The following is a 12,445-nucleotide window of genomic DNA, read 5'->3' as shown; positions in this document are numbered from 1 at the left end:
GCCCTGGAGCGCGTCGATGTAGGAGACCGGGTCGGCCAGCCCCTCGGGGTGCGGGTAGTCGGACCCGAACAGGACACGCTCGACTCCGACGACCTCGGAGAGCGCGGCCATGTCCTGCGCCGTGCCGGGTGAAGGTGTTGGCTGTGGCTTTGTCGAGGCTGTCGCTGAAGATGCCCACGTGCGGTTCCTACTCCCCGTCTGCGGCGGCGTCGGTGGGATCGCGGTGAGCTCGACCAGGTCGCCGGTCGGGGCGGCGTCGGGTGCGGGGGCCCGGTACGGCCACCAACTCCCGTCGTCCGCAAGGCGCCTGCGGTACCCGGCCGCGACGACGGTGGTGACCCCGCCGAGCAGATCCGGGCGGTGCTTCACGGCGAGCGGGCGGGTGGGGTCGAGGACGATGTCGTCCAATCCGCCGCCGGGGACGTCCACTTGCTCCAGGCAGTACACGAGCGGCCCCCGCTCGATCGCCGCACAGCCGCGCACGGCGTCCACCCGAGGGTCGGCGGCGGTCAGCCGGGGTTCGAGCACCAGCTCCAGGACGACCGAGTCGCCCCGCGCCCAGGTCCGGTCGAGGCGCAGCCACCCGTCCTCGACCGGCGCGTTCGTCTGGTCGTACGACAACTCCCCGACGCGCACCCGGAATTCGCGGCACCACTGCGGGACGCGCAGGGACAGGGTCCACGGCCGGTCGGGGGTGTCCTCGACGGTGAGGGCGATCGTGCCGTGCCAGGGGTAGTCGGTCTCGGCGCGGACGGACATCTCGCCGTAGGAGTAGTGGCCGGTGGTGAACTGGTGGATCTGTAGGCCCTGTTCGTCGCCGGACGCGAGGTAGTGCTCCAGCGAGGCCAGCAGCCGCATCGCGTTCGGCGGGCAGCAGGCGCAGCGGAACCAGCGGGTGCGGCGGGCCGACTGGTCGCCGCCGGGGTCGGTGTGGCCGTCGCGGACCTGGAGCGGGTTGACGTACAGCCAGCGCTCGCCGTCCAGCGACACCCCGGCCAGGAAGCCGTTGTACAGGGTGCGTTCGATCAGGTCGGAGTAGCGGGCCTCGCCGGTGAGCAAGGCCATGCGCCAGCTCCACTGGACCGAGGCGATGGCGGCGCACGTCTCGCAATACGCGCGCTCGTTGGGGAGTTCGTACGGGTCGCCGAAGTCCTCCTCGTCGTGGTGCGCGCCGAGGCCGCCGGTGAGATGGGTCTTGGTCGTGGTCATCGCCCGCCACAACCGTTCGCCCGCGGCCCGGAGTTCGGCGTCCCCGGTCTCGGTCGCCAGATCGGCGGCGGCCGCCAGCAGGTACAACTGCCGTACGGCGTGGCCTTCCACGTTGTCCGCCTCGCGCAGCGGCACCCGGTCCTGGCAGTACGCCTCGCCGCCCAGCAGGCCGTGGCCGAAACGGTCGACGAAGTAGCCGGCCAGATCGAGGTAGCGGCGTTCGCCGGTCTCCCGGTACAGCTCGACCAGGGCGGTCTCGACCTCGGGGTGGCCGTCGATGCCGTCGATCTCCTTGCCGCTGCCGGGGAGGCCGAAGACGGAGTCGATGTGGTCGGCGAACTTGCGTGCCACGTCGAGGAGTTGGGGCCGACCGGTGGCCCGGTGGTGGGCGACGGCTGCCTGGATGAGATGGCCGGCGCAGTACAACTCGTGGCCCCAGCGCAGGTCCTTGTACCGCTCGCCCCCCTTGACCAGTTGGAACCAGGTGTTCAGGTAGCCGTCGGGCCGCTGCGCGTCGGCGACCAGGGCGACGATCCGGTCGACCTCCAACTCCAGGTCGGCATCGGGCTGTTGGGCGAGCTGCCAGGCGGCGGCCTCCAGCCACTTGTAGACGTCGGTGTCCACGAACGGGTACGCGCCCCGGAACTCGCCCTCGACCGTGCCGGCCGCCAGCCGCAGGTTGTGCAGGTTCCCCGCCGACTCCAGCAGTTCGGGGCCCTGCGGGAGTGAGATCCGCGCGTTCACCTCGCGGCGGGTGCTCCAGAAGCCGGCGCGCACCTCGACCGCGGCAGGCGCGAGTGCGGCCTTGGCGTCCGGCCCGAGGCGGACCGGCCCGGTGACGGTGCCTGCCTGTCCGGCCGGGGCCGGGGCCGAGGAGGAAAGCGCGGTGGAACGTGGGCGGGGCATGGCTCTCCGGAGAGGTAGGTGGGAAGCAAGACGGGGCCCCGACGCGCGAAGTGCGTCAGGGCGTCCCTGAGGTCGGACGGGCGTTGCTCCGTCTCTCGAACCCGTTTAGGAAAACGTTTTTCTGCCGGGAAAGGTAGGAACGGGACCGAGTCCGCGTCAAGAGGTCGCGCAAACATTCTCTTCGCCTGGCCGGGGCTGGCCAGCTGCCGCGAACGATGCCAGGATGCATCTGCCGACATCGTCCAGGAAAAGGGTTGCGCGTGACCGCCGTTCCAAGTCTTCCGCCCGCCGGGCGGGCGAAGCTGGCCGACGTGGCCAAGCTGGCCGGTGTCAGTGTCGGGACGGCCTCAAAGGCGCTGAACGGCAGCGGGAGCATGCGCCCGGAGACCCGGCAGCGGGTCCTGGACGCCGTCGAGGAACTCGACTTCCGGCCCAATCAGCAGGCGCAGAGCCTGCACACCGGCCGCAGCTGGACCGTGGGGCTGATGACGACGGACGGGATAGGTCGCTTCAGTACACCCGTCCTCCTCGGGGCCGAGGACGCGCTCGGCGCCGGGAAGATCTCGGTGCTGCTGTGTGACACGCGCGGCGACGCCATCCGCGAGCAGCACCACCTGCGCAATCTCATGGACCGCCGGGTGGACGGCATCATCGTGACCGGCCGAAGGACGGACCCGCGGCCGCCGCTGAACGGCATCGAGCCGATACCGACGGTCTACGCGCTCTCGCCGTCCACCGACCCGGACGACATCTCCGTCGTGTCCGACGACCGGAGCGGAGCCCAGCTGGCCATCGAGCACCTGCTGGGCACCGGCCGCAGCCGGATCGCGCACATCACCGGCCCGGCGCACCACGCGGCCGCCCGCGACCGCGCCCACCACACGCTTGAGCACCTTCAGCGGTCTTCCCTCGAACTCGCCACCGGCCGGGTCCACTTCGGGGAGTGGAGCGAGGCGTGGGGCCGCCGCGCCGCCGAAGCGGTGCTGCGCACGGCACCGGACACGGACGCCTTCTTCTGCGGCAACGACCAGATCGCCAGGGGCGTCGCCGACGCGCTGCGCGAGAACGGACTGGACGTCCCCGGCAGGGTGTCGATCGTGGGGTACGACAACTGGGACGTCATGGCCCTGGCCTCCCGTCCGCCCCTCACCACGATCGACACGGACCTCTCCGAAGTCGGCCGACGGGCCGCCCTCCTGCTGCTGGACGCCATCAACTCCGAGCCGGCGCCCGGACTGCACAGCGTTCCCTGCCGACTCGTCGTCCGCGAATCCGCCTGAGTCGTCGGGTGAGTGGGGCGAGGCCGAGCAGGCCGGGACGGCCGCCACGAGGCGGGACGCCGCCTCGTCCTCGGTGGTCCGGCGGAGGGGTTCGGTGAGTGCCTCGGCCTGGGGAGCGAGGTAGCCGGTGTTCTCGCGCAGCCGTTCCCGGTAGCCGCGGTGCGAGTGCGTCTGTGCCATCGCGCCGCCGTGTTCGGGAACTCACCGACACCCAGTGGCGGGCGTCGGTGAGTTCCCGAACAACTCCGCGGCGGCCTAGATGAGTTGCGTGCGGTGTACGAGAGCGTCCTCGAAACATCCTGGCCAAGCTCGGCTTCAACTGCTTCGCGGACCGGCACGGGCTCGACCAGCGCCTGTTCCGGGATGTCCTGGACGCGGGACCGATGGTCAGCTCCGTATCCCGGGTGAAGGCGCCCAAGCTACTGACCCGCGACTTCACCGTCCAGGCGGCGGCCGCGGACGTACTGAAGAACAACCGGCTGATCGCGGAGGCCGCCCGCGAGGCCGGTCTGGCCTCCCCTCTCCTGGACGTCTGCCATGCCCTGTACGGCGAGACCGTCGCGCGGGGCCACGGCGGCGAGGACATGGTGGCCGTCCTGCACGCGCTGGAGGCCAGGACCGAGGGCGCCGCACCAGGCGATGCCCGCACGCACCCCAGGGAGGACCACGGATGAGCTGGACGATCGAACGGCACGGCCGGGTCGCCGTCGTGACGATGACGACCAACCCGGTCAACGCCCAGAACCGCGCCTTCTTCGCCGACCTGCACGAGACCTTCGGCCGGCTCGAACGCGAGCACGCCGAGTCTCCCGTCGTCCTGACCGGCACCGGCGCCCGGTCTCGATCTCGGCGAGCACTTCCCGCTCTTCGCCGGCGACCCGACGGCCGTCGCCGACTGGTTCCAGGAGTACCGGGCGACGAACATGCGCCTGTTCACCTACCCCCGGCCGACCGTCGCCGCGGTCAACGGGCACGCCTTCGCCGGAGGGCTGATCACCGCCGCCGTGTGCGACTACCGGGTGGCCGTCGCCGACGGATCGGCGCGGTTCGGTCTCAACGAGGTGCCGATCGGCATCCCGATGCCCGCCGTCTACGTCCGCATGCTCGCCCACGCCTGGGGCGACCCGGTCGCAGCCCGCACCTGCCTGCTCGGGGAGATCTTCACCCCGGATCAGGCACACGCCCTGGGCATGGTGCACGAGTTGGCCCCCGCCGGGGATCTGCTGAAGCGTGCCGTCGCCGTCGCCGAGCGGACACCCGGGGACTGCGTCGAGCAGTACGCGTTCACCAAGCGGGCCTGCCAGGCCGCCACCCTGCGCGACATCGCCGAACTCGCCGACCCGCTCGACACAGAACTCCCCGCCGGGATGACGAGCGACCAGGCCCGGCACGCCCACCGACGCTACTGGCAGGAACTCAAGGGGCGCCCCGCCGAGTGGTAACCGCGTGACCTGGCGGCGCAGACCGTTCCCCGACCCGCCAACCTGCTCCTGCTGTCCGGCCACACGCCCGGCCATCTCTCGCTGTGGCAGCCCGAGGAACGGCTGTTGGCGGTCGGGGACGCGCTGTCGGACTAGGACGTCGGCTGGGTCGACCTCTTACGGACGGTCACCGGACGGGGTTCCGTCCGTCCGTACCGGTGACACGACCGCGCCCTGTCACCGGGCGCGGTCGTGAACTCCGTTACCTGTGTGGGGAGTTGGCTCTAAAGGGCGGCTGCCGCGGTGTGCAGGTTCTTCGCGGCCAGGGCGAGGCCCTCGGTCTGGGAGTAGGCGGCGTCCTCGTGCTCGATGTTCACGGCCATGTCCGGGTCGACCTCGGCGAGGGCGCGCAGGAACTCCGTCCAGTACGCGACGTCGTGGCCGACGCCGACGGCGACGAACTTCCACGCCGGGTTCTCGGGCCAGGAGTTGCACCAGAAGCCGTAGCCGGTGGGCACCTTGTCCCGGGCGTCGGCGGGGACGCGGGTGAACGACGTGTCCAGCACACCGCGGATGTCGGCGCCGGGGCAGAGCGTCGCGTCCTTGGCGGCGGCGTGGAACACCAGCGGGCCGAGCCACTTGATGGAGGCGACGATGTCCATGCCCTGCCACATCAGATGCGAAGGGTCCATCTCGGCACCGACGTTGGTCGCGCCGGTCGCGTCGACGAGCCGCTTCAGGGTGACCGGGGAGAAGACGAGGTTGTGCGGGTGCATCTCGATGGCGACCCGGACGTCGTTCTCCCGCGCCAGTGTGTCAATCTCCTTCCAGAACTCGACCGCCACACCCCACTGGTAGTCCAGGACGTCCATGTAGACGCCGTCCCACGGATTCACCACCCAGGACGGATACTTGGCGTCCGGGTCGGAGCCCGGCGTGCCGGACATGGTGACCACGTGCCGTACGCCGAGGAGGCCTGCGAGGCGGATCGTACGACGCAGGTCGTCCGCGTGCTTCGGACCGACTCCGGGGAGCGGGTTGAGGGGATTGCCGTTGCAGTTGAGGCCGGTCAGCTCCATCCCGCGCTCGGCGAAGGTCGCCAGGTACTCCTCGCGCGCGGTCGCCGAGGACAGCAGCAGGTCGACCGGGCAGTGCGGGGAGGGGATGAACCCGCCGGTGTTGACCTCGACGGAGGTCAGGCCGTTCTCCTTGAGGATGTCGAGGGCCTCGGCCAGCGGGCGGTCGTGCAGACAGGCGGTGTAGGCGCCGAGCTTGAGGGACATGCGGGTGCTCCTTGGATGGGTGCGGGGGGTCAGACGGCGGGCGGGACCGTGACGGCGGTGCCGCCGGCCTGCGAGGACTCGACGATCGCGCGGATGATCCCGATGGTCCGCAGCCCCTCGGCGAACGTGGCGCAGGCCGGCAGCGGGTCGGCGACCCCCGCGACCTGGTCGAGGAACGCACGGGCCTGGTAGGTGAAGTTGTCGGCGTTGCTCGCGCCCACGCCCGGCGCCTCCATCGGCACCCCGCCCGCGAAGTACGGCAGTTGGGGGCCGGCGATGACCTGCCGGGCACCGCGGGTACGGGCGTCGGGCTGGGCGTCGTCGAAGAGGTACTCGGCCGGCCGGTGCTGGTCGAACGCGGCCCGCCCGCCGACCCCGAGCACGTCGAACGCGAGCCCGTTGGGCAGCCCGAATCCCGTACGGGTGACGGAGAAGGTGCCGACGAGCCCGGACTCGAAGCGGGCCGTGAAGGACGCGGTGTCCTCGTTCTCCACCTCGCCGAACTCGTCCGAGACGGGAGCGGCGTTGTGCCCGACGACCGCGCCCAGCGGCAGCGGACGCTTGGGGATCTGCGTGGACAGGGTGGCACCGGAGACCGACGTGATGGGCCCGGCGACGTACTCGGCGGCGTCGATGACGTGCGAGCCGACATCACCGAGCGCGCCGGAACCGGCACCCCCCTTGAAACGCCAACTCAGCGGCCCCTTGGGGTCGGTGGCGTAGTCGCACCAGTAACGTCCGCTGAACAGGGTGAGGTCACCCAGCTCGCCGCGCCGCACATGGTCGCGGATCGCGGCGATGCCGGGGGAGCGGCGGAAGGTGTACCCGACGGCGGTGACGACACGGGCGGACCGCTCCAACTCGGCCATCGCACGGGCGTCCTCGAGTGAACCGGCCAGCGGCTTCTCGCACAGCACGTGCTTCCCGGCGGCGACCAGCGCCTCGGCGATCGGCCGGTGCAGCGCGTTCCCCACGACGATGCTGACCGCGTCGATCGTCGGGTCATCGGCGACGGCCTCCCAGCTCGGCAGCGCCTTCTCGAAGCCGTAGCGGCGCGCGCCGTCCTCGGCGAGCGCGGTGTTGGCGTCGGCTATCGCGGCCAGCCGGACCGGCGGCAGTCCCGCCCCGAACACGGTGTTGACGTTGCGGTATCCGGCGGCGTGACTGCGGCCGGCCATACCGGCTCCGATCACCGCGACGGACAAGGGCTTGGCGGAGGAGGTCATGAGGTGTCCCTTGAGGAGAGAGGTCAGCTGGAGGTGGCGAAGTCGAAGCCGGCGGCGGCCTGTTGGGCGGTCTGCGGCCAGCGGGTGGTGACGACCTTGGGGCGGGTGTAGAAGCGGATGCCCTCGGGGCCGTGGATGGGGGAGTCGCCAATGAGGGAGTCCTTCCAGCCACCGAAGGAGTAGTACGACATCGGCACGGGCACCGGCACGTTGACGCCGATCATGCCGACCTCGCACTCGTCGAGATTGCCTACGGCCACCGTGGTGTGGCTCAGGGCCTCGGCGTAGTACGAACGAGCCTGACCGGCGTCTTTCCAGAACATGGGCCGCCAGTCCAGGTCGAACACCGTCGTCCCTGACTTCGCCCGGTGCGCGAGCGCGACGAGGATGGCCGAGCGGCTCGGCTCCTCGCTCAGCCCGGTGCCGGTGATCCAGAGGATCCCGGCCTCCCGTACGGCGTCCAGGTCCAGTTCCTCCGGACGCAGGTCCAGGTCGGGCGCCTTGGGCAGCCGGTAGAAGTCGAGCGGGAAGTCGTCCGGCGGGAAGATCTCGCAGAACGTCACCGGCGTCGGCGCGATGTCCGACGTACCGACGAACCGGGTGTCGACGCCGTAGCCGGCCGGCGCGGTACGGACGAAGTCGCCGAACGGGTCGCGGCCCGTCTTGGTGACCACGGCCGACGGGTGCCCGTACCTGGCGGCGGCTACGGCGACGTTGGTGGGACTGCCGCCGGGGTACTTGCCGAACGTGGTGACCTCGGCCAGGCCCACGCCGGTCTGGAGCGGATACACATCCACTCCGACACGGCCCATGGTCAGCACTTCCAACGGCATCGGATCCGGAGTCCTTCCGGTGGTCTTAAAGCGCTTTAAAAGGAGGGTGTGATTCTCCACGCGCGGTTTCGTGCGGAGGGAGTGCCGCTGTCAGGCGGCGAGATGCCCGGCGATCTTCTGGCGCATGAGGACGGACGACTCCTTGGCCCGTTCCTCCCAGGCGAACACGCAGGCCGTGAGGGTGCCGTCGAAGCCGTTCGCGCGGAGCTCGCGGAACAACTCGTCGAAGTCGACCTCGCCCTCGCCCATGTCGAGGTGCTGATGGATCCGCGCGGTGGTGCCCGGCGGGTTGAGGATGTACCGGTTGCCGGAGGACGCGTTGTGGTCGAAGGCGTCGGCGAGGTGGACGTGGGTGAGCAGGGCGCCCGCGTATTTGACGATGCCGGGGGCGTCGTTCCCGATGTGGAAGGTGTGCGGGGCGCAGTAGAGGAAGCTGACGTTGGGGTGGTTGATGCCCCGGATCAGGTTGACCGCGTCGTAGCCGTTCTCGATGAAGTCGTCCGGGTGGGGTTCCAGGGCGAGTTTGATGCCCTCGCGCTCGAAGAGCGGGAGCAGTTCGTCCATCGAGTTCCAGAACTGGGCCTCGCTGCGGTCGGGTTCCTCGGGGCGTCCGTTGAACTCGGAGATCATGCTGTCCACTCCGAGGTCCGCGCAGATCTGGATGGACCGCTTCCAGTAGCGCACGGCGGCCTGCCGGGCGTCCTCGTCGGGGCCGGACCAGCGGAACAGCGGCAGCAGGGAGGAGATCCCGACACCGGCCGCGTCCAACGTCTTGCGGAACTTGCGCACGGTGCCGTCGTCCACCCGGGGATGCCGGAAGAACGGGATGAAGTCCTCGCGGGGCGACAGCTCGATCCACTCGTAGCCCAACTCGGCTACCACACCGGGCAGTTCGAGCAGCGGGACATGACGGATCATGTACGGGTCGAGGGCGATCTTCATGAGGGAATGCCTTCTGGGATAGAGGAACGGGGTGCGGGCGAGCGGGGGTGTGGGGCGCGTCGGCCTAGGTCGTACGCCCGCGCGGGGTAAGGCTGTTGTCCTGGTGTGGTCGTCAGTCCGCTGTTCCGGCCGAGGCCGTGACGTCCTCGTCCTCCGGCAGCTCGTTTACGTCGAGGCCGCGGACCTGGGACAACTCGTGCTTGAGCGCGGCGAGTTCGGTGCCACCGGCCATGTGGTTGGTGAGCTCTTCGAGGGTGATCTCGCTGCGCTCCGCCGACAGCTCCATGGTGCCCAGCCGTAGCACGCTGAAGTGGTCGCCGACCATGTAGGCGTGGTGCGGGTTGTGGGTGATGAAGATGACGCCCAGGCCGCGTTCGCGGGCTGCGGCCACGTACTTGAGCACGACACCGGACTGCTTGACACCCAGGGCGGCGGTCGGCTCGTCCAGGATGAGGACGCGGGCGCCGAAGTAGACGGCGCGGGCGATCGCCACGCACTGGCGCTGGCCGCCGGAGAGGGTGCCGATGGGCTGGTCCAGGTTGTCCAGGACGATGCCCATGTTGCGCAGTTCCTCGTCCGCGGTCTTCTTCATCTTCTCGATGTCGAGGCGACGCACCGGCCAGGGACCCCTGGTCATCTCGGAGCCGAGGAAGAAGTTGCGCCACACCGGCATCAGCGGGACGGTCGCCAGGTCCTGGTAGACGGTGGCGATCCCCTTGTCGAGGGCCTGGCGGGGGGTGGTGAAGTGGACGGGTTCGCCGTCGACGAGGAACTCGCCCTCGGTGTGCTGATGCATCCCGGAGATGATTTTGATGAGCGTGGACTTGCCCGCGCCGTTGTCGCCGAGGACGCAGGTGACCTGGCCGGGGCGGACCGCGAGGTCGACGCCGTGCAGGGCACGGACGTTGCCGTAGGACTTGCCCGTGTTCTGTAGCTCGACCACCGGGGCGGTGCTGCCCGTTGCGGGGTCCGTGAGAGTGGTCGGATGGGTGGTGGTCACTTGGTTCACCTCCGGGTCGCCGCGCGGCTGACCCACAGATTGATGAGGGTGGCGCCGAGGAGCATCACGCCGAGGAACGCCTTGAACCAGTCCGGGTTCCAGCCGGCGTACACGATTACACGATGCCCTGCTGCACCATGCCGAACATGAACGCCCCGAAGACCGGGCCGATCGCGGAGCCGGCGCCGCCGGTGAGGAGACAGCCGCCGATGACGGCCGCCGCGATGTAGATGAGTTCCTGGCCGACGCCTTCGCCCGACTGCACGGTGTTGAAGGAGAACAGCTGGTGCATGCCGATGAACCAGGCACCGAAACCGACCAGCATGAACAGCGAGATCTTCGTGAAGTTCACCGGGACACCGACGGCGCGGGCGCTCTCCTTGTTGCCGCCGACCGCGAAGATCCAGTTGCCGTATTTGGTGCGCAGCAGCACCCAGGTCGCGATGGCCGCGAAGACCAGCCACCACACCACGGTGATCTTCACCTCTACACCGCCGACGTCGAACGAGGAGGCGAAGATCTTCTTGGCCTGGTCGAAGCCGTCCATGGTGCTGATGTCGTCGGTGGCCACATTCCCGGTGACCAGCTTGGTCACGGCGAGGTTGACGCCTTGCAGGATCAGGAAGGTGCCCAGGGTGATGAGGAAGCTGGGCAGCCCGGTCTTGACGAGCAGCCATCCGTTGAGGAAGCCGATCCCCAGGGACACCAGGAGCGCGACGATCACACCGACCCACACGTTCATGGTGAGTTGGTAGCTGAGCATGCTCGCGGTCAGCGCGGAGGTGATGACGGCGACACCGGCGGAGAGGTCGAACTCCCCGCCGATCATGAGCAGGGCGACGGGCAACGCCATGATGCCGATCGTGGACGAGCTGTAGAGGATGTTCGCCATCGAGGCGCCGTCCCGCACGGGCGGGGCCGTGATCAGGAAGAAGACGAAGACGGCGGCGGCGCCGAGGAAGACGCCTATCTCAGGTCGCGCCAACAGCCGTATCACCAGGGGCCGTTCAGTGGTCCGGCCGTCGGTTTCCTGGGGGCCGGGGGCCGGCGGTGAGGTCACCGCCGGCTCGGCCTGCCGGGTCATGCTCATCACCGGGTGCCCTTCGCGGCGAACTCGGCGACCGCGTCGACGTTGGCCTTGTCGACGAAGGCCGGGCCGGTCAGCACGGGGGCCTCGCCGCCGCCGCTGTAGTTGCCGTTCGTCTTGTAGAGCCACAGCGAGTCGACCGCCAAGTAGCCCTGGAGGTAGGGCTGTTGGTCGACGGCGAACTGGATGGTGCCCTTCTCGATCGCGGAGATGAGACTCGCGTTGAGGTCGAAGGTGGCGACCTTCGCCTTGCTGCCCGCGTCGGACAGCGACTGCACGGCGGTCAGCGCGAAGGGGGCGCCGAGGGTGACCACCTCGTCGATGGACTTGTCCTGGGTGAGCTTGGCGGAGATCGTCGACTTCACCGACGGCATGTCCGTGCCGTTGACGTAGAGGATGTCGGTCTTGCCGCTGAAGGTCTTCTTCACGCCGGCGCAGCGCTGTTCGAGGTTCACGTCGCCCTGGGCCTGGATCACGCACAACGTGTGCTTGACGCCGGTGGAGTTGAGCTTGGTGCCGAGCGCCTGCCCGGAGACGGCCTCGTCCTGGCCGAAGAAGGACAGCAGGCCCTGCTTCTTCCATTCGCCCAGGCCCGCGTTGAAGCCGACGACCGGGATGCCGGCCTGCTCGGCCTTGGCGACGACGGCCTTCATGGCGTCGGGCTTGGCGAGGGTGACCGCGATGCCGTCGACCTTCTGGTCGATCGCGTTCTGCACCAGGTTGGCCTGGTCGGCGGCCGTCTCGTCGTTGGAGTAGATGAGCTTGACGTTGTCCTTGGCCGCGGCGGCCTCGGCGCCCTTGCGGATCGTGTCCCAGAAGGTGTCGCCGGAGGGGGCGTGGGTGACCATCGCGATGGTCATGCGGGGCGTACTGGCCTTGCCCACCGAGGCATCGGCGGCGGAGTCCGCGGACTTCTTGCCGCCGGAGCTGCTGGAGCAGCCCGCGAGGGTGAGGGCGGTCGCGGCGGCGACGGCCACGACGGGGAGGACTCTGCGGGGGCGGGGAAGGGATGTACGGCTCATGGTTCGTGCACCTCGCTGTGCGACTGAAAGAGCTGGCAGGGCGGTGGGTCCGCGGCTGCTCGATGGGCCGGGGCCGGGGTCTGGACGGAGGATCGGAGTCGGCTCGCAGGGAGCTGTGGCGGCCGGGTGTGCCGTCGGCGACCGCTTGGTCCGCCTTGTGGGCGGCGTCGACGGTGGGGGAGTGTCCCCGCGATCGCGGGCGACGTTCCAACGGCCTTCGTCGGAAGATCAGGACG

Annotated in this window: 8 protein-coding genes and 3 pseudogenes; 3 read left to right on the top strand and 8 right to left on the bottom strand. The window is 69.7% G+C overall.

Going from position 1 to position 12,445, the window contains the following annotated elements; all coding sequences use genetic code 11:
• The coding region (locus ACNFOC_RS23305; protein WP_416961040.1) for a glycoside hydrolase family 127 protein at positions 1–2,115 on the bottom strand (2,115 nt) is incomplete at its 3' end.
• A gap of 260 nt (positions 2,116–2,375) precedes the next feature.
• Here ACNFOC_RS23305 and ACNFOC_RS23300 point away from each other — a divergent pair.
• The 3 genes and pseudogenes from ACNFOC_RS23300 to ACNFOC_RS23290 form a co-directional block, all read left to right on the top strand.
• On the top strand, positions 2,376–3,395 hold the full coding sequence (locus ACNFOC_RS23300; RefSeq protein WP_416961039.1) for a LacI family DNA-binding transcriptional regulator: 1,020 nt from the start codon (positions 2,376–2,378) through the stop codon (positions 3,393–3,395).
• 323 nt (positions 3,396–3,718) lie between these two features.
• Positions 3,719–4,069: pseudogene (locus ACNFOC_RS23295) on the top strand (NAD-binding protein); the annotation flags it as partial.
• 231 nt (positions 4,070–4,300) lie between these two features.
• Positions 4,301–4,837: pseudogene (locus ACNFOC_RS23290) on the top strand (enoyl-CoA hydratase/isomerase family protein); the annotation flags it as partial.
• Between the two features lie 263 nt (positions 4,838–5,100).
• Here ACNFOC_RS23290 and ACNFOC_RS23285 read toward each other — a convergent pair.
• The 7 genes and pseudogenes from ACNFOC_RS23285 to ACNFOC_RS23255 form a co-directional block, all read right to left on the bottom strand.
• Positions 5,101–6,099 (bottom strand): sugar phosphate isomerase/epimerase family protein, encoded by a 999-nt coding sequence (locus tag ACNFOC_RS23285; protein ID WP_416961038.1) that lies wholly within the window; start codon positions 6,097–6,099, stop codon positions 5,101–5,103.
• A gap of 29 nt (positions 6,100–6,128) precedes the next feature.
• Entirely contained in the window at positions 6,129–7,325 is a 1,197-nt protein-coding gene (locus tag ACNFOC_RS23280; protein ID WP_416961037.1) for a Gfo/Idh/MocA family protein, read from the bottom strand.
• A gap of 23 nt (positions 7,326–7,348) precedes the next feature.
• A complete protein-coding gene (locus ACNFOC_RS23275) occupies positions 7,349–8,158 on the bottom strand; it encodes a PfkB family carbohydrate kinase (protein WP_416961036.1) in 810 nt (269 codons plus the stop codon).
• A 90-nt stretch (positions 8,159–8,248) separates the two neighbouring features.
• Positions 8,249–9,100 carry a sugar phosphate isomerase/epimerase family protein gene (locus ACNFOC_RS23270; RefSeq protein ID WP_416961035.1) on the bottom strand — a complete coding sequence of 284 codons (852 nt, stop codon included), beginning with the start codon at positions 9,098–9,100 and terminating at the stop codon, positions 8,249–8,251.
• A 112-nt stretch (positions 9,101–9,212) separates the two neighbouring features.
• Positions 9,213–10,100, bottom strand: coding sequence for an ATP-binding cassette domain-containing protein (locus ACNFOC_RS23265; RefSeq protein ID WP_416961034.1), 888 nt, complete (start codon positions 10,098–10,100; stop codon positions 9,213–9,215).
• A gap of 5 nt (positions 10,101–10,105) precedes the next feature.
• Positions 10,106–11,190, bottom strand: a pseudogene (locus ACNFOC_RS23260) (ABC transporter permease).
• Positions 11,190–12,209 carry a sugar ABC transporter substrate-binding protein gene (locus ACNFOC_RS23255; protein WP_416961033.1) on the bottom strand — a complete coding sequence of 340 codons (1,020 nt, stop codon included), beginning with the start codon at positions 12,207–12,209 and terminating at the stop codon, positions 11,190–11,192. The pseudogene ACNFOC_RS23260 and the gene ACNFOC_RS23255 overlap by 1 nt, the downstream one beginning before the upstream one ends.
• Positions 12,210–12,445: the final 236 nt, after the last annotated feature.

This window comes from Streptomyces colwelliae, assembly GCF_048158785.1.
GTDB lineage: Bacteria > Actinomycetota > Actinomycetes > Streptomycetales > Streptomycetaceae > Streptomyces.
Note: the sequence above shows the minus strand (reverse complement) of the source record. Positions and strands in the feature narration are given on the sequence as shown.

Bases quoted from the DNA above. Each gene is read 5' to 3' on its own strand.
- ACNFOC_RS23285 (WP_416961038.1), bottom strand. From the start codon at position 6,099: ATGTCCCTCAAGCTCGGCGCCTACACCGCCTGTCTGCACGACCGCCCG.
- ACNFOC_RS23280 (WP_416961037.1), bottom strand. From the start codon at position 7,325: ATGACCTCCTCCGCCAAGCCCTTGTCCGTCGCGGTGATCGGAGCCGGT.
- ACNFOC_RS23275 (WP_416961036.1), bottom strand. From the start codon at position 8,158: ATGCCGTTGGAAGTGCTGACCATGGGCCGTGTCGGAGTGGATGTGTAT.
- ACNFOC_RS23270 (WP_416961035.1), bottom strand. From the start codon at position 9,100: ATGAAGATCGCCCTCGACCCGTACATGATCCGTCATGTCCCGCTGCTC.
- ACNFOC_RS23255 (WP_416961033.1), bottom strand. From the start codon at position 12,209: ATGAGCCGTACATCCCTTCCCCGCCCCCGCAGAGTCCTCCCCGTCGTG.